This window comes from Streptococcus sp. IMAU 99161, from assembly GCF_014435245.1.
Lineage (GTDB): Bacteria > Bacillota > Bacilli > Lactobacillales > Streptococcaceae > Streptococcus > Streptococcus lactarius.
In genome coordinates, this window is sequence record NZ_JAAPAW010000003.1 from 84916 (window position 1) to 105580 (window position 20665).

A 20665-nucleotide genomic window follows, 5' to 3' on the forward strand; every position below is an offset into this window, starting at 1 on the left:
CGAAATCGAATTCTAACGAATGACCGATTTCTGTCCCACTCTCTTTTTCTATATTCTCTGATATTCTAGTCATCTTCTAAAGTTACTTATTTCCACTTTTCCATTCACAATCATTCTCATGATCATTGACGAGGCCTGCTGCTTGTAGGTAGGATAGGACCGCAACGGGACCCGTAAACTTGAAACCACGCTTTTTGAGATCTTTAGCAAGCTGTTCGGAAAGAGCTGTCTTCGCAGGAGCCTGCTGGTAATCCGGGACATCATTGTTGATGGTTGTTCCACCGACAAAAGACCAGAGATAAGCATCAAAAGAGCCGAACTCTGCTTGGACTTGCAAAAAGGCTTGAGCATTGGCACGCGTTGCAAAGATCTTAGCACGATTGCGGATGATGGCTGGATTATCTAACAAAGCTTCCAGCTCCTCATCCGACATCTCTGCAACATGTTGAAGGTGATAGCCATGAAAAGCCTCACGGAAAGCCTTGCGTTTATTGAGCACCGTTTCCCAAGAAAGTCCCGCCTGATAGGTCTCCATACAGAGCAACTCAAAAAGCGCTTGGTCATCATGGAGGGGACGTCCCCACTCCTCATCATGGTAGACTACATAGAGCGGGTTGTTCATTTTAACCCAGCCACAACGTTTTGGCATAGACTTCTCCTATTTCACCAACATCTTAAGGGCAGACTTGATGTAGTTCTCAGCTGTATCGGTCGTCCCTTCAAAGAATTTCTTGATTTTCTTGAGTTCCGTTGCCTTGTAACCCAAAGCCAACATAGCTTCCATAGCTTCTTCAAGAGCTTGGTTTTCTTCTGAAACTTTGGCATTGGACTGAGCCGGTGCATCTTCTAGATCAAGATTGATCTTACCTTCTAGATCCAGGACCATCTGTTGGGCTGTTTTCTTGCCGATTTTCGGAAACTTGGTCAAGTAGGTGATGTTCTTACTTTCAATAGCTTGGACAAGACCTGCATTGTCATCCGCAGCAATGATGGCTAGAGCTGAGACTGGGCCAATTCCAGAGACCGAAATCAAGTTTAAAAAGAGCTTTTTCTCTTCTTCGGTCGCAAAGCCATAGAGGAGGTGAGCGTCTTCACGGACCACTTGATGGAGATAGACCTGCACCTCTTGATTCATTTTGCCAGAGTAGGCATAGGGGTTGGCCACATGCAAGAGATAGCCGATCCCAGCTGTTTCCACCACGATGTATTTGGCGGTGATTTTCGTTAAGATTCCTTTAATGTATTCGTACATAGTCTTCCTTTATTCTTTGTTAATACTTGCCCAATTCCCGCATACTGGTGTGATTTTCCTGAATGCGTCGGAACATCTTTTCCATGTCGGACTTGGTAAAGTTAACCAAAACCGGACGGCCATGGGGGCAGTTATAGGGGTTGTCACATTGGGATAGTTGGTAGATCAGATCGCGCGCGGAGTAATCGTCCAGGGTGTGGTTGGCCTTGATGGAGCGTTTGCAGGACATCATGATGGCCAACTCAGCCCGGTATTTCTTGATGGACACTTCCTTGGTCAAGAGGAGCATGTCACACATCTCATAGATGCCCGACTCGATCTCTTCTTCCTTCATCCAGATCGGATGCTCCCGCAAGATCAACTGGTTGACTCCGTACTCTTCTAGATAGACGCCCACTTCCTCTAGGAGGTGTTTGCGCTGTTGCAGGCGGATCAGATCATCTGCAGGGAACTCAAAGATATAAGGCACCAGCAGTTGTTGCTGACTACTGTCCACATCCCCGATGCTCTCCCGATATTCTTCGTATTTGACCCGTTCTTGGGCCGCATGTTGGTCGATGATATAGAGGCCCCCATTGCCTTGGGCAAAGAGATAGGTTCCATGCATCTGACCAAAATATTCCAACTCTGGGAAGGTCGAATGTTCTTCCCCGTCCAACTTGTCATAAGCCTTGTCTAGACTAGCTAGATCCAACTCTGGGTGATCCAGTTCATCATATACCGTAGCCTTTCTTTCCGCAAACTTGATCGCGCTTGTCGGTTTTTCCGCTGGTTTTTCTTGGCTTGTAGAATCTGTAGCTCCCTCATCTATTAGAGGCCGTTGAGGATCTGCCACCTCTGGTCGAAGCTTGAAATCTTGACTTTCGCGGTCATAATAGAGACGGTTTTCTTTTAAAGGCAAGGTTGTCTGTACTGGCTTTTCTGCTCGACGAATGGTCGACTTGGCTAGATTTTCTAGAGCATCCGGAATTAGGTCCTGCTCTTTTAGAGCATTCGCAATGGCTTGGGAAATCAAGGCCATCAGTTCTCGTTCTTTAGAAATACGCACTTCTTGCTTGGTCGGGTGAACATTGACATCCGCTAAGTAAGGGTCGATCTGGATATGAATGATCGCAAGCGGGAAGCGACCCACCATGAGTTTACTACCGTAACCGTCTAAAATAGCCCGATTGAGCAAGAAATTCTTGATGTAGCGGCCGTTGATAAAGAGACTGATGTAGTTGCGATTGGCACGAGTCAATTCAGGCAAAGACACAAAGCCTGTCACTTCAAAATCTAGGTCGCGATTTTCAATGGCCACCATCTTCTTGGCAGACGCCAGACCATAAACACCCGCGATCGCTTGCCGGAGATTGCCAGTCCCCGCTGTTTTAGTCATTTCTTTTCCGTCATTAATCAAGGTGAAAGCAATCTCTGGATGGGCCAAGCTCAAGCGATTGAGAATATCCACGATATGGGACAGCTCTGCCTGCTGGCTCTTTAAGTACTTGAGACGAGCAGGGGTGTTAAAAAAGAGATCCTCCACTGTGATCTTGGTCCCAACAGGGCTTGTCGCTGGTTCCAATTCCTCAATTTCACCACCCTTTGCGACCAATTTGGTCCCGTGGGCAGCTCCTTCTTGCGCCGTTAAAACCGTTAGAATACTGACAGAAGCAATGGAAGGCATGGCCTCACCACGAAAACCAAGCGTTCGAATGCGAAAAAGATCCGCTTGATTCTTGATCTTACTGGTCGCATGTCGACGGAGGGCCAGAGCGACCTCATCATGCGCTATCCCTTCCCCATTGTCTGTAATCCGAATCGACTTCAATCCTGCTTCTTCGATTTCAACGACGATCTGGCTAGCTCCAGCATCGATCGAGTTTTCAACCAATTCCTTGACCACACTAGCAGGTCGTTCAATTACTTCACCTGCCGCAATCTGGTTGGCTAGGACTTCTGGCAATTCAATAATCTGTGACATAGCTGCTCCTTTACCTATTTTTTCACCGATACATGTAGCTCTATTATACCACAGATCCACAGGACTCCCTTTCTTAAAAAATGGAGGTTGGCCTCATCTTCTTCCCTAAAAACCGCATAGGCAAAGAAAATGACCACATAAACAAATTCCCTTGTCTTCCCTTTGGAAAAAGTGTTTAATAGTAGTGTAAAGAAGGAGCCGGGCTAGCAGGCTAACCGACTTTACCTAAGGAGGGAGAAAATATCTTATGAAAGTAGAAGTACACATTGATTCCCACTTCCAAGAAGAAGCGGTGACGATTACAGCACCTACACTATCTACGCGTGTAGAGAGAATCCGTGACTTTGTGGAAGAATTGGATCAAAAAGGGCGCTTACGTGCCAAAAAGGATGGGGAGGCTTACCTGATCGAAAGCCAGCTATTCCAACGTTTTTACATTGAAAATCGGCAAGTGATTGGTGAGACCATGACAGATCAATTTATCCTGACTGGACCACTCTATCAGCTATCTGAAGACTTACCGACCTTCTTTCTCAAAATTTCCCAATCTGAAATTATTAATACCAAAGAAATCGATCACCTGCACTTCACTAGTGGAGGATCGGTTCAAATCTATCTCAAAAACGGGAGTTTAGCATACTCATCCCGTCGTTATTTAAAAGCCATTAAGGAGAAATTATCATGCTAAAACAATCATTTTCTGACGCCTTAAAAGGGATTCTCATCGGGCTCATCCTATCCATCTTCTTTTCCTACCGCTTCTCACCTGAGTTGTACCTTCCCTTAAGTCCCAACTCTGCAGTCGGCCGCTGGATGTTCTTGCATCATGTTCACGGTTCACTGGTCATGCTCTATTGCGTCCTCGTTTGGGGTGCGATTGGGGTTCTCTTTAGCTTGGGAAGTCTCCTCTTTCAAAAAGACTGGAGCCTCTTGCGGGCTACTCTAAGCCATTACCTACTCATGTTACTTGGCTTTATTCCCCTAGCTACCTTGGCCGGCTGGTTCCCAGCACGACTCGGATTTTACCTCTCGCTCATTGTCGAATTCACCCTCGTTTATGTGATCATCTGGTTAGTCTCCCATCATTTTTATAAAAAACAAGTTCAAGAAATCAATCAAAGCATTACTAACCACTAAGCAAAAAGATCCTCAATGCTACGAGGATCTGAAAAGTGGAGATAAGCTGTTCCTTTATACAAATCTAATAAATTCTATAAAAATTATACTCGTTATAGTTATTCAATCATCTACTGAAACTTTCCGCTGTGAGAAAAGTGCCTGAAACACAAATGTTTCAGGCACTCGGGAGTTTTGAGACCTTAGGCTCAAAACTAAGTCATGGAACTTCTTAGAAGTTCGCTGACGTCCAGACTCACCTAAGGAAAGTTTCTAAGATGACTTTGTCTTCAATCTGAGATCCTCGCCGTCACGAGGATCTTTTTTTACAATTTCTTTTTCAATTCGGCGACTGCCATCATGACTTCCATCGGAGTCATATTGTAGAGATCCAGATTCTTCAATTCCGTGATCACTGTATTTTCTGCCTCCTCCTCAAAGAGGGACATTTGTTCAGCAACCTGTGAAGGTGCTCCCTTTTTAGGAGTTTCATCCACAAACGGTACTTGCTGGGCTTGTCCTTCGAGCTTGGTCAAAATCGCATCCGCCCGCTTCAACAACTCTTCTGGTAAACCAGCGATCTTTGCTACGTGAATCCCATAGGACTTATCCGCTGGACCGGGTTCAATCTTGTGCAAAAAGGTGACCTGTCCATCTCGCTCCAAGGTCGCGACATGGACATTTTCCAACCGGGACAGGGTCTCTGAGAGAGCTGTCAACTCATGGTAATGGGTCGCAAACAAGGTCTTAGCACCGGTACGATCGTGGATGTATTCGATGATGGACTGGGCAAGAGCCATTCCATCATAGGTCGCCGTTCCGCGTCCTAACTCATCAAATAAAATCAAGGACTGGGGCGTTGCCTTGCGAATAGCGTGATTGGCCTCCATCATTTCTACCATAAAGGTAGACTGACCCGATACCAGGTCATCCGCAGCTCCGATCCGGGTATAGATCGCATCAAAGATTGGCAACTCAGCCTTTTGCGCTGGAACATAGGAGCCGATTTGCGCAAGAATCACAATGATCGCCAATTGGCGCATATAGGTAGACTTCCCGCTCATGTTTGGCCCTGTAATCAACTGAATATCCCGTTCTTCATCCATAAAGATGCTATTAGGAATATAGGACTGGGCTCCCATCACTTTTTCAACAACCGGATGACGGCCTTTGTCGATCGCGATCCGTCTTTCGTCATGGAAGAGCGGACGAATCAATTGTTGGGACTCGGCAACACTAGCTAGACTTTGTAAAACATCAACCGTCGCAATCGCCTGAGCCAACTGTTGCAGACGCTGGATATACTTGCCAACTTCTTCACGAATCCGCATAAAAATCGTATATTCAAGGCTGGCAGATTTCTCACGCGCCTCTAGCATATCGCCTTCAATGCGTGCCAATTCTTCCGTACCAAAGCGTTCTGAATTTTTCAAGGTCGCCTTGCGGAAAAAATGAGCAGGAACGTGGCTTAATTGAGAATTAGTGACGTGGAAATAGTAGCCATCCTTCTTGTTGTAATCGATCTTCAAGCCTGTAATGCCGCTGGCTTCGCGCTCCTTGGCTTCAATCTCTGCAATCCAACCTGTGCCATCCCGAAGAACGACACGGTACTGGTCCAATTGCTCATCAAAACCGGTACGGATGATATTTCCCTCTGTAATAACAGCAGACGCTTCCGGAGCAATAGCTGATGTAATCAAGCGGTGCAATTCGGGAAGTTCATCCAAGCGTGCAATCAAGACATCCAAGACCGGATCCCCAATCCCCAGTAAGATCGACTTGATCGTTGGTACATGACTCAGGGTGTCTCCTAGCTGCAAGAGATCCTTGGGATTGATCTTGCCAAAGGAAACCCGACTCGCTAGGCGTTCGATATCATAGACCCCTTTGAGGCTATCGGTCAAATCGCTCCGTTCAAAGAAATGATCCATAAAAATCTGAATGACATCTTGACGCTCTTGGATCCGTTTCAAATTGACCAGGGGTTTCTGAATCCAGGACCGCAACAAACGTCCTCCCATGGCCGTCTTGGTTTCATCCAAATACCAATACAAGCTACCATGTTTCTTCCCGGTCCGAGCATTCTCTGTCAAATCCAGACTGGCCTTGGTCGCAAAGTCCATCTGCAAGAAATCGCAAATCTCATAGTGATGGACTTTCTTGAGGTGGCTCAATTCCCGCATTTGTGTCTGATGGACATACTGGAGAAGTTTTCCTGCGGTTTTCTTTTCGAGCTCACTCAGATCATCCCCTAAGAGTTGAACATCGTCAAGCACCGTCTCTACATGTGACAGCAAGAGATTCATCTGGCTTACAAAAACACGCTCTTCCTGTTCTGGCAACTCATAACCCAGGACCACCTCACGCGCCCGTAAATTGCGGATTTCTCCACAAACCATGCTGAAGTCATTGAGGGTCGTCACCTGAAACTCCCCTGTCACCAGATCCATATAGGCTAGTCCATAGTTAGCCCCTGCTCGATCCAAAGCCACCAAGAAGTTATTCTCGCTATCTGGTTTGGTCGAATCCACCACTGTACCAGGGGTAATCACCTGTACCACTTCCCGCTTAACGACCCCCTTGGCTTCTTTGGGATCTTCCATTTGTTCGGCAATCGCGACCTTATACCCCTGTTCGATGAGAACATCAATATACTGCTGGGCCGAGTGGTAGGGAACACCCGCCATAGGGATCGGATGCTCTGCATTTTTATTCCGTGAGGTTAAAGAAATCTCTAAAATTTGGGCCGCATTTACTGCATCTTCATAAAATAATTCGTAAAAATCTCCCATGCGAAACAGCAAAAAAGCATCTGGATAGTCTTTTTTGATATCTAGATACTGTTGCATACCAGGGGATATTTTTTCTACTGTCATACGTTGTTATTCCTTACTGTTGCATCATTTTCTGACGCAAGCACCATAGATAAAAACAGGAGTAGATAGCTCCGACCAATGCTAGCCTCTATCTTCCTCCTATTTCATTTGAAAATGAGCTTGATTAATGCATCATTCCTGAAATTTCACCTTGAATCTCAATGGCTGCTTCTTGATCGCGGCAGATAATCAATAGTGTGTTGGCACCCGCTACTGTCCCTAGGATACGCTCATCTGTCATTTCATCCACGCCATTGGCCAATAGAGCTGCTTCTCCGAGCTCTGTTCTTAGTACCAGTGTGAATTCGGCCCGAGAGATGGATTTGGCATGAGTAGCTAACATAATATAAATTTCTGCTACCTCTGGTTCATTTGGCAAAATATAATACAATTGATCTTTTCGTTTCACCTTCACAAGACCAAGATCTCGTAAATCTCGTGAGAGTGTCGTTTGCGTTACTGCAATCCCTTTTGCCTCCAAACGATCCTGAATCTCTTTTTGAGTTGACAATTTTTCATTTCGAATCATCTGTTGAATCAAAAGGTGACGTTCTGTCTTTTTCATTGGACCTCCACTTTTGAATAAATATACTCTAAATTATACCAAAAAAATTGAAATTTAGCTTAAATTTGTGTTAAAATAATAGTTAAAAGGACTAAGGAGAAACTATGAACAATAAAGAACTAATTGCTAGTGAATTGGCCAAAGTGATCGACTCTCTTGATCAAGACGCTATTTTGAATTTACTTGAGCAACCAAAATCTTCAGATCTTGGTGACATTGCCTTTCCAGCCTTCTCACTTGCTAAAGTGGAACGTAAGGCTCCTCAAGCTATTGCTACAGAAATTGCTGAAAAGATCGACCAAAGCGCCTTTGAAAAGGTCGTTGCAACTGGACCTTATGTCAACTTTTTCTTAGACAAATCTAAGATATCTGACCACGTCATCAAATCCGTCATTACAGCCGGTGCAGACTATGGGCAACAAGACGAAGGGCATGGTCAAAACGTTACCATCGACCTTTCTAGTCCAAACATTGCCAAACCTTTCTCTGTTGGGCACTTACGCTCAACCGTTATCGGGGACGCCCTTTCAAACCTCTATCGCAAAATGGGCTACAACACGATTAAAATCAACCACTTGGGAGACTGGGGTAAACAGTTCGGTCTCTTGATGGTGGCCTATAAAAAGTGGGGAAGCAAAGAAGCTGTTGAAGCCAATCCGATTAATGAATTATTAAAACTTTATGTTCGTATCAACGCCGAAATTGAACATAATCCAGAACTGGACGAAGAAGGGCGTAAATGGTTCAAAAAATTGGAAGATGGCGATCCCGAAGCGACTCAATTATGGCAATGGTTCCGCGATGAGAGCTTAGAGGAATTCAACCGCATTTACAAACTGCTTGATGTGGAATTTGACAGCCTCAACGGAGAAGCCTTTTATAACGACAAGATGGATGAAGGGGTTCAAATCCTGGAAGACAAAGGCTTGTTGAAAGAATCTAAAGGAGCTAGCATCGTAGACCTTGACGACGTCAACCTGCCACCAGCTATGATCAAAAAATCAGACGGTGCCACTCTTTATATCACTCGTGATATCGCAACAGCTATGTACCGTGCACGGACTTACAACTTTGTCAAGAACATCTACGCCGTTGGGCAAGAACAGTCTAACCACTTCCGTCAGTTGAAAGCTGTGTTGAAGAAAATGGGATTTGACTGGAGCGATGATATGGTGCACGTTGACTTTGGTTTGGTAACGAAGAACCGCCAAAAACTGTCTACTCGTAAAGGAAATATCATCCTGCTCGAACCAACTCTTCAAGAAGCCATCTCTCGTGCCAAAGCGCAAATCGAAGAAAAGAATCCTGAACTTGAAAACAAGGAAGAAGTGGCACATGCAGTCGGTGTTGGTGCAGTTAAATTTTACGACTTGAAGACAGACCGTCGAAACGGATATGACTTTGACCTTGAAGCCATGGTTTCCTTTGAAGGGGAAACTGGACCTTACGTTCAATATGCTTATGCACGGATCCAATCCATCCTTCGCAAAGCCAACTTCACACCATCTACAGACACCACCTACAGCTTGAATGATCCGGAAAGTTGGGAAATCATTAAGCTTCTCCAAGACTTCTCTCGTGTGGTCAAACGGGCGGCTGAAAACTACGATCCATCTTTGATTGCCAAATATGCGATCAGCTTGGCACAAGCCTTCAACAAATACTATGCCCACACTCGTATCTTGGACGAAAGCCCTGAACGCGAAAGCCGTCTAGCCCTCAGCTACTCTACAGCTGTCGTGTTAAAAGAAGCCCTTCGCCTACTCGGTGTACAAGCACCAGAGAAAATGTAAGGCGCAACAAGGATCCGGAAAACACCTCCCACCTCCTTGACAATCGTCCTTTGTTCATCAACGACTGAAACAACCCGTCAATTTTAAAAAGGAGACCTCGCGTCTCCTTTTTCTCTTTGAATATAAAGAACAATCACTGATTCCTCAGCGATTTAGAATGTAGAAAACTTATTTTATCAAGTAAAATAAGTTAAGTGCTTCTGCGGAGAATAAAATGAGATCGAATTTTTAGAATGAACCAAGTAAATACCAAAACTTTCCGCTGTGAGAAAAGTGCCTGAAACAATACAGGTTCAGGCACTCGGAATTTTTGAGAGTAAAACAGTTTGGGGAACTGTTTTAGCCTGAGCCCAGAAATTAAAGAGCGAAGAGGCTCAAAACGAATTGAACACGGGCTGCGGATCGTGTCAAAAAGATAAGTTCTCCTAGAATTGAGAGATTCTGCGTCAAACTTCCTATTTTGACTTTATCCGCAGACGTCCTCTGTAATCTTGATTTAGTCATGGAACTTCATAGAAGTTCGCTGACGTCCGTACTCACCTAAGGAAAATTTTTAATATGGCTTTTTCTTCAATCCAAATCGCTGACCCCTCAGCGATTTTTTTCATTTACAACTGATAAAGTTCTTCCACAATTGCAGCTACTTTTTTGATATCTCCCAACATGCCTCGCATTTCAAAATCTGCCAACACTGGAAAACCAAAACGTTGACTATATTGCTTGGCAGTTAGACAATACTGATTGTTGAAATTCCGATTTCCTGAGCCTACAACGCCCAAACACTTGCTGGCATTGTTCCCATAGGCAATGAAATCTGCGACATCTGTCGTCAAAATCTCCACGTCTCCATTGTCTACACCATTTCCCCCTTCCAAATAAGTCGGTAAAAAGGTGATAAAAGGATTGGTCATTTCAAAGAAAGGGTGACCCTCTTTGACCAGATCTTTCACATGAACCGTCTCGATTTCAAGACCTGGATGCGCTTCAAGCAAATAGTCGCTTAACCGCCGAACAAAACTCTCTGTATTTCCACTCAGGCTAATATAAACAAAGGATACTTTCATCTTTTTCTCCAATCAAGAAGCTATCTTAACATTTAAGAGAGCTTCATTCACACTCATTGATTATTTATCTAGAACTTCAACACCTTGAAGTTTTCGAAGACGCAAGGTTTTATACAAAATAATTCCCAAAAATAGAGCTGCTAGTGCTGTCAAGAGCAACAAAGCTAATACTGAGGAGGATTGATAGCGTTGGCGAAGAGTTTCGTTTGAAAAAACGGAAAACAAGGAACTCAATACAAAATAATTATAGCAAGAGAAGATATAGCTAATCACGATTTGTCCAATAAAGGCATAGTGAGCTTTTAACAAATCTCTCTTCACAAATAGGAAATAGATGATCGCAAGTAAGGCAATCGTTATTAAAGAGACCATCAAAAAGGCGAAGGGAGATTGATTGACTTGAACAGATTTTTCCATGTAGGTTACGTAGTCTGCCTTATCTTGAGCAGTTGTTAAGCCCATTTGTTTGGCAAAATCATCTGATAATTCAAAAGCCTTAGAAGAGATAAAGGTTGACGCCAGCGAATTAAAGGTACCAACTGTAGAGAAAAACAGAAGGACATACAAGTAGATTGGATTTTTTTTCATACAAACTCCTTTTTATTTCTTAACCTCTATTATAACGCGATACAAACAGAAAGGCAAGCACCTCAAAACCATGGAAGTACTTGCCTTATTACTGATTTGTTCAAATGAAATTCATTTGGAAATAGTGTGCACAAAAGATGAAAAAACGACATGCTAACTGTTTTATTCGGATTATTTAGAGATATAACGGAGTCCTATAACTTTCATTCGAACACCAACAGTATACCTTTATTGCTGACGGTTTTGTAGAAAATTTCTATTCTGCTTTGTTTTCACACCATTTGGTTGAATAAATCTATTTCTTCATCGGAAACAAAACTATTCGGTCCTTTTTCTTCACCATTTGGTCATCCTCTATCCATTGAAAAAGCCAGAAGGTTCTGCCTTCTGGCTTTCTTTACTTAGATGGACGAAGGAAAGGGATATGAATTAATCCTCTTTTTTCTTGCGAGCAAGGCCCAATCCAAGCAATCCAGCCATCGCACCTGAAAGAACAGCTGCCATTGAGTTTTCTGTACCTGTATTTGGAAGCGCAGGTGTTTGTGGGTTCCCAGGTTGTACAGGCTGTTCCGGAACTTCAGGAGTTGGTTCGCTTGGAACCTCTGGAGTTGGTGGAACAATTGGGGTTGGTGGGTTGTATGGAGTTGGTGGAACTGGCGTTGGTGGGGTTGGAATAGCTGTTTCCGTTACTACTTTATTCTTATGCCATTTCACTTCAGCTTCCGGTTTCACCGGTTTCGTGTTTGGAACGACTTCAGGAGTTGGTGGGGTTGGTTTGGTTGGTGGAGTTGGAGCTGTTGGTTCCTTCACATCAACTGTAATGACAGTATAGTTAGGTTCGGTTGGAGCTGTAGGAGCTGTTGGCGGAGTTGGTTCCGTCGGCTCTGCTGGTAGATTTTCAACTGTAATCGTTGGTGGAATTGGAGCCTTTGGTTCGGTTGGTTTTGTTGGCTCTTTCGGTTCTTCACCTGGCTCCTTCGGAAGACCTACATTTGAGTTGATCGCAAACCAGTAAACCGTTGGCTGACCAGCTGCATTGGCACCATTAGCGGTAAAGACTAAGTGACCATCTGTCATCTTCAAACCTGCTCCACCGTAATAGAGATATTTAGAAGATGGATTATCCCAACCTTCAAGAGTTGAAGATGTTTCCCCGTTAAAGACGGAACCATGTTCAATATATTGGTTATCTTTGAAGGAAGTTACTTCTTTAGTAGCCGCATCATAAGAAACGCTTGAGTTTGGAATTGGAATAAATTTATTACTTCCAACATTTACAGATTCTTGGTGTTTTACTGTTTCGAATTTCTTCTTAGGTGTGAACGTAATTTGACCAGTCGTTGCATCTACTTTGTATGATCCGAGAACGTCATCCTTACCTTCAAAGGTAAATTCTTCCGTTCCAATAGAATGAACACTTCCTGAACCTGAAGCATTCACAGTTAAGGCATCTGTTACTTCTTCCTTCGCAGGAGTGGTACCTGGTGCCCATTTACCTGCCTCGACTTCTACATAACCATAGGTCTGTGTCACGATTTTAAGAGGATTGTTCGCCGAAATGGAAACAGTAGCAGTCCCAAAGTCTGCTTTTCCTGTTTTAACCTTCACTTCATTGTTTTCAATGCTCATTGATGAACCATCTGCATACGGGTCCCATGTCCCCCGTACAGTGTTGCCATTCACATCCTTGGCTTCTACTGTGATCGCACGAGGTTTGTCTCCACTATCTACATAGGAAGCACCTGTCCAGTGGTTAAGGGAGTTCAAAGCGACAATGGCATTGCGTTTTGTCAAATCAAATTTATTGCCATTACCATCATAAAATTCAATATCGACAGCAACTTTAACAGGTTTATCTTGGTCTGTTGAAGCACCAACTGTAAGGGTTACTGTTGGATCTGCGCTGACCGCCGCAATCCCTTTGCCATCATTTGATGGAAGACTTAAAATCTCATAACGGTAAATCACACGTTTGATTGGATACATATCCGCATCTTCACGCATGCTAGACTGGTTCAAGTTGTCATAGGTCACAACAAATTTGTCGCCTTCTTTCACTTGAATGTATTCCGTCTCATTATTCGCCCAAGGACTGGTTGCTACAATATCAGAAGCTTCCAATTTATTGGAATCATATTGTTGCACATTGCTAGTATTCAAACGAGCTTGGGCATCACGAGTAAGGTAGGTGCTGATCCCATCAATGACATGCGTTGCTCCGCCTTCACGTTGGAAGGTCAAATCTTGGACAGTTGACACATTTTTAATATCTGCATACGCATTGTCTGTCATATATTTATCGTATGCTTCTTTAGCATCCGTATATTGTTTTTTGGCAATTTCGTATTCAGCTAATTTCTTTTGATAAGCAATATAGTCATTTTCATACTGTGCTTTTTCAGCATTGTATGTTGCAAGATCCGCTTCGTATCGAGCCTTTGCAGCATCTTCTTCTGCTTTCTTAGCAAGCAACTGATCATAAGCTACTTTGTCTTTATCATATTGAGCTTTCTTAGCTTGGTATTCTTGTAAATCTTTGTCGTATTGCGCTTTAGCTGCATTATAAACAGCCATTTCTGCATCATATTTAGCTTTTGCTTCTGCATTGGCCTTATCCGCTGCTGCTTTTTCAGCTACTTTAACATCATATTCTGCTTTTTTCGTGTTGTATTCAGCTAAGGTTGCTTTATAAGCTTCTTGTTGCGTATTGTAGTCTTCTACTTGCTTCTTATAAGTTGCTTCCGCATCTGCGTTTCTCTTTTCCATCAAGGTGATTTCTTGAGATTTTGCTTCATACTCTGCTTTTGCCTTCTTGTAGTTTTCAACGGCTGTATTGATTTCAGCTGTTTGAGCTTTATTATCCGCTTCTGCTGCTGCAATCGATGGTTGGATTTTTTCAGCCTCTTCTGTTACTGTCACACCTTCTGTCTTTGCAGTTGCTTTTGCTTTTTCAAGTTCTGGTGACTCTACATAAGTAGTTGTAACGGTTTTGTTCTCTTCTGTCACAGTTGTAGATGTTAATTGAGAGGTTGCATGATCAGTTGCAGTAGCAGCCATTGTAGCTTCTGCTGTAGGCGTAGTGACTTCATCAGCCTTGACCTCAGCTCCATAGGCATTGACAGTTACCAATCCGGCAACAGCCAATGAAACAACACCGACTGATAACTTACGGATGGAAAATGTTTCTTGCTTGGAAGAATGCTCTCGATAGCTCTTCATATTTTAGTAGTCTCCTTATTGTTTTAATCAAAAAAACTCACTGTAGGGGCAAAAAAATGCTACTACCAGTTAATCATATTCTATCACAATTGACTTTTTTCATAGAATTGTCGAGTTTGTAATTTTTTATTCCTTTAATTAAACACTATTTAATTTTACAGGCAGTTGCGATTTCCTCTTTTGGTTGCTTGCATTTAGTAGGATCAATTATTGAAATTTTCAAGAGTTTTCAACGATTTTCAATGTATGTTTTCTTAATGAACAGGGAAATTTTACCCATTCAAGAAGGCAATTTTTTCATACTTACAAATTATACTCTTAGTATATACTAAATAGTTATGTAAAATTTTCCCCGATTTTTCACGAAAGTACAAAATAATGATATTGCTTGTCGGATTTTTAAATGGTTCCCTGTTTACTATGGTAAATTCTTCAATCAGACAACTAGATCGTCATAGACCTCCAATTTCAGTATAGAAAAAGGGAGCAAGAGCTAACAAATGCCATTCGACATTTGTTAGCTCCCACTCCCACGAGGCTAATGAGAAACTGCCCCTTGGTACAGGTAAAAAGCTTAGTTCAAGTGCCAGATATCTTCGTTGTACTGAGCGATGGTACGGTCAGATGAGAAGAATCCTGCTTTAGCAATGTTCACAATGACTTTGTCCAACCATGCGTCACGGTCTTCGTAGTCCTTCAACATTTGTTCTTTCACTTTGATATAATCTTCTAAGTCTAGAAGGGTCATGAACCAGTCTTTGTGAATCAATTCATTGTGAAGGCGATTCAAGCGTTCTTCATTTCCCACTGCAAGTACAGCGTCGCTCACGATAAAGTCAACCAATGGTTTGATCGCTTTACGAGCGTAGAATTCGCTTGATTTGTATGCTGATTTTGCGTAAAGGTCGATAACCGTTTCTGAATCTTCACCAAAGATATAGATATTGTCTTCACCAACCAACTCAGCAATTTCCACGTTTGCTCCATCCATAGTACCGAGTGTCAAGGCTCCGTTCAACATGAATTTCATGTTACCAGTACCAGAAGCTTCCTTAGAAGCAAGGGAAATTTGCTCAGAAATATCGGTAGCTGGAATCAAGTAGCTTGCAGCTGTAACGTTGTAGTTTTCAACCATCACCACTTGCAAGTATGGTGCCACTTTTGGATCATTTGCAATCACTTCTGACAAGCAAAGGATCAAGTGGATAATATCTTGTGCAATCGTGTAGGCCGGTGCTGCTTTCCCACCGAAAAGAACAGTGATTGGACGAGTTGGGATATTTCCAGCTTTGATATCCAAGTATTTGTGGATCACGTACAAAGCGTTCATTTGTTGACGTTTGTATTCGTGAAGACGTTTGATTTGGGTATCAAAGATAGAGTTAGGATTGATTTCCACACCTTGATGGTCTTTCAAGAAACGAGCCAATTTCCGTTTGTTGTGGGATTTGATATCTTCCAATTTTTCTTTGACTGCAGCCTTATCTTGATAAGAAAGAAGGTCTTCCAACTTAGAAGCATCGTGGTGCCAGTCGCGGCTAAGAATGCTATCCAAGTAGTGAGACAAGCTTGGGTTGGCATGCATGAGCCAACGACGGAAGGTGATACCATTTGTTTTGTTGTTGAATTTTTCTGGGTAAATGTCGTAGAAGGCTTTCAACTCAGAATTCTTCAAGATCTCAGTGTGAAGAGCGGCAACCCCATTTACACTGTATCCATAATGGATATCCATGTGGGCCATATGTACGCGATCATTCTCATCAATGATTTGAACAGCTGGATCTTTGTATTCAGCACGAACACGGCGGTCCAATTCCAAAATAATTGGAACCAAATGAGGAACCACTTCTTGCAAGAATTCAAGTGGCCATTTTTCAAGGGCTTCTGCAAGAATGGTGTGGTTGGTATAAGCTGTCATGCTACGGACAATATTGATAGCTTCATCCACATCGATACCACGATCTGTTAAGAGACGGATCATTTCTGGAATCACCATTGATGGGTGGGTATCGTTAATTTGAATTACCGCATAGTCCGCAAGGTCATGCAAGTTACTTCCTTTTTCAACAGCTTCATCAAGAATGAGTTGGGCTGCATTTGAAACCATGAAGTATTGTTGGAAGATACGGAGCAATTCCCCTTGACGGTTACTATCATCTGGGTACAAGAAGAGGGTCAAGTTGCGCGCAATATCTGTCTTATCGAATTCAATTCCATCATGGATCAAAGAAGAATCCACTGAATCCAAGTCGAACAAACGCAAACGGTTCTTGGTATCAATCTTATAACCTGGAACATCGATATCATAAAGAGTAGACGTCAATGTAAAGTGTGCAAATGGCACTTGGTAGCTACGGCTTGAACGAACGAGCCAGCTTTGATCAGTCAACCACGCATTTGGAATGGTTTCTTGTTGGTTATTTTTAAGGACTTGTTGGAACAAACCGAAGTGGTAGTTCAATCCAACCCCATCCCCTGTCAAACCAAGACTTGCGATAGAGTCGATAAAGCAGGCAGCCAAACGTCCCAAACCACCGTTACCAAGGGATGGTTCCAATTCGACTTCTTCGACTTGAATCAAGTCTTTACCAGCGTCTGACAATTCTTTCTTGACGTCATCATAAAGACCCAAGTTGATCAAGTTGTTTGATAAGAGTTTACCGATCAAGAACTCAGCTGAGATATAGTAAACTTTTTTCTTACCAGTATTTAATTTCTTTTGCGCGCTAGCTTGCTTAGTGTAGTTTAGCAAGGCAATGTACAATTCTTCGTTTGAACATTCAGCAATTGTTTTTTGATGATGATCAATCACATATTTTTGTAATGATTCCATGTTGAGCGTCTCCTTTTGTTTCAACAATATTTGTAAATAGAGGAAAGCCTACCTGTGTAAGCAAGCTTTCAGTATAATTAGTGTTTGGCTTTGTGGACTTTTTTTGGCTTCAAGTCTTTATTTTCACGACGATAGATGGTTGTGAAATCAAGTAATTCTTGCTCGACAGCAGGAGTCAATTGATCCGCTGTCATCCGCCAAGCCCAGTTACCTCCAAGAGTAGAAGGGAAGTTCATCCGAGCAGCTCCATCCAACTCCAGTAAATCTTGCATGGTCGCAATGGCCATAAAGCTGACAGAAGCAAAGACCGTACGAAGCATAGCATGTGGTACCGATTCGTACTCTTTACGATTGGTATAGCGTGCCAAGTACTCACGAGTTGGATCATCAATCTCATTGCGGTACCAACCAAGAACCGTATTGTTATCATGCGTTCCTGTGTACATAACTGAGTTGTTTGGCGCCAAGTGAGGACTATCGATACTTTCATCGTCAGGATTGAAGGCAAATTGAAGAATCTTCATTCCTGGGAATCCTGTACGCTCGCGAAGTTCGATGACTTCGTCTGTCATAAAGCCAAGATCTTCTGCGATGATGTTCAGGTCACCGAGCTCTTCCTTCACTGCTGCAAAGAGTTTGTAGCCAGGGCCTTTGACCCATTTACCTGGTGCTGCTGTATCAGAACCAGCTGGGATTTCCCAGTACGATTCGAAACCACGGAAGTGGTCGATCCGCACGATATCGTAGATCTTGAAGCTTTCACGCAAGCGTTCAATCCACCATTTGTAGCCATCTTTGTCCATGGCTTTCCAGTCATAGATTGGGTTCCCCCAAAGTTGACCAGTCGCTGAGAACTCATCTGGCGGGCATCCTGCTATGCAGGTTGCTTTTCCATTTTCATCTGTTTTAAAGAGATGAGGATTTGCCCACATGTCGCTTGAATCTTCGGCAACATAGATTGGCATATCTCCTACGATTTCGATGTGATGGTCGTTAGCGTATGCTTTCAAAGCCAACCATTGTTTGAAGAAGAAGAATTGCGTCACACGATGGTAAGTCAATTGATCTTCCAATTGAGCGCGGTAGGAAGCAAGGGCTTCAGGTTGGCGGGCGCGAATCGCTGCATCTGGCCATTCTGTCCAAGCTTTCAGATCAAAGTGTTCCTTGATCGCCATGTATTCCGCAAAGAGTTCCAACCAAGAAGCATTGGCTTCACAGAAGGCTTGAAATTCCTTTAAGTCACTGGTCTTTAAGAAAGTCGCTACTGCCTTCTCAAGCAAAGGACGACGCCCTTCAAAAATCTTCGCATAATCGACTCTAGTCGGATCTTGACCGAAATCCACTCCTTCAAGATCTGCTTTTGAAAGCAGGCCTTGCTCCATCAAGAGATCGAAATCAATAAAATGGGTATTTCCTGCAAAAGCTGAGAAGGATTGATAAGGAGAATCGCCGTAACTCGTTGTTCCAAGTGGCAAAATCTGCCAGTACCGTTGTTTGGTCCGAACAAGAAAATCAACAAAATCATAAGCTGATTGTCCAAATGACCCAATTCCGTATGTTCCCGGAAGGGATGAAATGTGCATCAAAACACCACTTTGACGTTTTTTCATAGGTTACCACCTTTTTTTAATTTCTATGTAGCCTGAGATTCGGTGCACGGTATAGGTGATCGTTGCAAAGCCTATCACGCTTCCCAACGCCTCTACCCCATTATAAAATCCAACAGGCGCATCTCGTTTACGCAATTTTTTGCGAAAACGTTTGCGTTCCCAGATATTATAACCTTTTTCTATTTTTTATGCAAGGGCTTTCTTAAATTTTTTCCCAAAACCACCCTCTCCCATAGTTTATCCTTTCCCCAGACTATTGTCAACAATTCCGATGCTTTTTATAGAAGAAAGTTCGGAATTAAAATATTTTTTAAAAAATTTTTAAAATCTACTTGCAAACGTTTTCTCCTTGTGATATACTTAAGTCGTTTTAGGAAAACGTTTGTCTAAAACGCTTTCTAATTATTATCTTTTTTTATTCTTTAGGAGGAATAAATCATGAAACGTACAATTTTACGTAGTGCTGCTGTCCTTGGGACAGTTGGTTTTGCCGGATTCTTACTTGCTGCTTGTAGCAATAGCTCATCAAGCTCTTCAGATTCAAGTAAAGAAATCAACGTTTATGTAGATAAAGGCTACAAATCTTATATTGAAGAAGCTGCAAAAGCTTTCGAAAAAGAAAATGGTATCAAAGTAAAAGTGAAGACTGGTGATGCTCTTGGTGGATTGGATAACCTTTCTCTTGATAACCAATCTAAAAAAGCTCCAGACGTAATGATGGCACCATACGACCGTGTAGGTGGTCTTGGTAACGATGGCCAATTGGCTGAAGTGAAATTGAGCAAAGACAGCCACACAGACAAAACTACAGAAGCTCTTGTAACAAACGGTGGTAAAGTGTACGGTGCACCTGCTGTTATCGAAACATTGGTTCTCTACTATAACAAAGATCTCTTGAGCGAAGCTCCAAAAACTTTCTCTGATCTTGAAAACCTTTCAAAAGACAGCAAGTATGATTTTGCTAGCGAACCTGGTAAAAACACTGCTTTCTTAGCTGACTGGACAAACTTCTACTACGCTTACGGACTTCTTTCTGGTAACGGTGGATATGTCTTTGGTAAAAATGGTACAGATCCAAAAGATATTGGTTTGAACAATAAAGGTGCTATCGATGGTATCGAATATGCGAAAACTTGGTATGCAAAATGGCCAAAAGGATTGCAAGATACCAAAGGTGCTGCTAACTTCATCCAAACTCAATTCCAAGAAGGTAAAACTGCTGCCATCATTGATGGTCCTTGGAAAGCCGCTTCATTGAAAGAAGCTAAAGTCAACTATGGTGTCGCAACGATTCCAACCCTTCCAAACGGAAAACAATATTCTGCCTTTGGTGGTGGTAAAGCTTGGGTTATCCCTGCAGGTGCGAAAAACCTTGATGGCGCTCAAAAATTCATCGACTACTTGACAAACACTGACCAACAAAAAGCTTTGTTTGACAAGACAAACGAAGTTCCTGCTAACACAGAAGCTCGTAAATATGCAGTTGGTAAAAATGATGAATTGACAACTGCCGTTGTTGAACAATTCAAGAACGCTCAACCAATGCCTAACATCTCAGAAATGAGTACTGTTTGGGATCCAGCTGCTACCATGCTCTTCGATGCTGTAAGCGGTAAGAAATCTGCTAAAGACGCTGCTGACGATGCTGTTAAATTGATTAAAGAAACTATTGAACAAAAATTCGGTAGCAAATAAGACAGTTTTTAGGTTTGAGTAAGAGGTTGGAGACTAGGTCCCAACCTCTTATGTTCAATTTTCAAGCACAGCTTACTGTCTGACTTGTCTT

At 42.8% G+C, this 20665-nt stretch carries 14 protein-coding genes; 4 read left to right on the plus strand and 10 right to left on the minus strand.

Translation table 11 applies throughout. The features are described from left to right. Positions 1-82 precede the first annotated feature (82 nt). From HA044_RS00990 to mutL, 3 genes are read right to left on the minus strand one after another with little or no spacing between them, the layout of a single operon-like run. Entirely contained in the window at positions 83-649 is a 567-nt protein-coding gene (locus HA044_RS00990) for a DNA-3-methyladenine glycosylase I (RefSeq protein WP_187538421.1), read from the minus strand. Positions 650-658: 9 nt separating this feature from the next. After that, on the minus strand, positions 659-1252 hold the full coding sequence (ruvA, locus tag HA044_RS00995) for a Holliday junction branch migration protein RuvA (protein WP_187538423.1): 594 nt from the start codon (positions 1250-1252) through the stop codon (positions 659-661). Between the two features lie 19 nt (positions 1253-1271). Then, positions 1272-3215, minus strand: coding sequence for a DNA mismatch repair endonuclease MutL (gene mutL / locus HA044_RS01000; RefSeq protein ID WP_187538425.1), 1944 nt, complete (start codon positions 3213-3215; stop codon positions 1272-1274). A gap of 247 nt (positions 3216-3462) precedes the next feature. On the opposite strand from mutL, the gene HA044_RS01005 reads away from it, so the two are divergent. Then, complete coding sequence (locus tag HA044_RS01005) at positions 3463-3903, plus strand: LytTR family DNA-binding domain-containing protein (RefSeq protein WP_187538427.1); 441 nt, start codon at positions 3463-3465, stop codon at positions 3901-3903. Continuing rightward, positions 3897-4352, plus strand: coding sequence for a DUF3021 domain-containing protein (locus HA044_RS01010; RefSeq protein ID WP_187538428.1), 456 nt, complete (start codon positions 3897-3899; stop codon positions 4350-4352). The genes HA044_RS01005 and HA044_RS01010 overlap by 7 nt, the downstream gene beginning before the upstream one ends. Positions 4353-4657: 305 nt before the next feature. On the opposite strand, the gene mutS is transcribed toward HA044_RS01010, so the two are convergent. Both mutS and argR read right to left on the minus strand, forming a co-directional pair. Further along, positions 4658-7207, minus strand: a complete 2550-nt coding sequence (gene mutS / locus HA044_RS01015) for a DNA mismatch repair protein MutS (RefSeq protein WP_187538430.1) — start codon at positions 7205-7207, stop codon at positions 4658-4660. Between the two features lie 124 nt (positions 7208-7331). Further along, positions 7332-7772: an arginine repressor gene (gene argR, locus HA044_RS01020; protein WP_187538432.1), complete on the minus strand. Its 441-nt coding sequence runs from the start codon at positions 7770-7772 to the stop codon at positions 7332-7334. 104 nt (positions 7773-7876) lie between these two features. Here argR and argS point away from each other — a divergent pair, with 104 nt between their 5' ends. Continuing rightward, the gene (gene argS / locus HA044_RS01025) at positions 7877-9565 is read left to right on the plus strand and encodes an arginine--tRNA ligase (RefSeq protein ID WP_187538434.1); all 1689 of its coding nucleotides are present in this window, start codon (positions 7877-7879) and stop codon (positions 9563-9565) included. A 608-nt stretch (positions 9566-10173) separates the two neighbouring features. Here argS and nrdI read toward each other — a convergent pair. From nrdI to malQ, 5 genes are all read right to left on the minus strand, one after another. Beyond that, the gene (gene nrdI / locus HA044_RS01030; RefSeq protein ID WP_187538436.1) at positions 10174-10641 is read right to left on the minus strand and encodes a class Ib ribonucleoside-diphosphate reductase assembly flavoprotein NrdI; all 468 of its coding nucleotides are present in this window, start codon (positions 10639-10641) and stop codon (positions 10174-10176) included. Positions 10642-10689: 48 nt separating this feature from the next. Further along, positions 10690-11217, minus strand: coding sequence for a hypothetical protein (locus HA044_RS01035; protein WP_187538438.1), 528 nt, complete (start codon positions 11215-11217; stop codon positions 10690-10692). A gap of 429 nt (positions 11218-11646) precedes the next feature. Then, a complete protein-coding gene (locus tag HA044_RS01040; RefSeq protein ID WP_187538440.1) occupies positions 11647-14436 on the minus strand; it encodes a GbpC/Spa domain-containing protein in 2790 nt (929 codons plus the stop codon). A 574-nt stretch (positions 14437-15010) separates the two neighbouring features. Further along, a complete protein-coding gene (gene glgP / locus HA044_RS01045; protein ID WP_187538442.1) occupies positions 15011-17269 on the minus strand; it encodes a glycogen/starch/alpha-glucan family phosphorylase in 2259 nt (752 codons plus the stop codon). A 77-nt stretch (positions 17270-17346) separates the two neighbouring features. Further along, the gene (gene malQ, locus HA044_RS01050; protein WP_187538444.1) at positions 17347-18879 is read right to left on the minus strand and encodes a 4-alpha-glucanotransferase; all 1533 of its coding nucleotides are present in this window, start codon (positions 18877-18879) and stop codon (positions 17347-17349) included. A gap of 438 nt (positions 18880-19317) precedes the next feature. Between malQ and HA044_RS01055 the strand changes: the two genes are divergently transcribed. Continuing rightward, positions 19318-20574: an extracellular solute-binding protein gene (locus tag HA044_RS01055; protein WP_187538446.1), complete on the plus strand. Its 1257-nt coding sequence runs from the start codon at positions 19318-19320 to the stop codon at positions 20572-20574. Positions 20575-20665 lie beyond the last annotated feature (91 nt).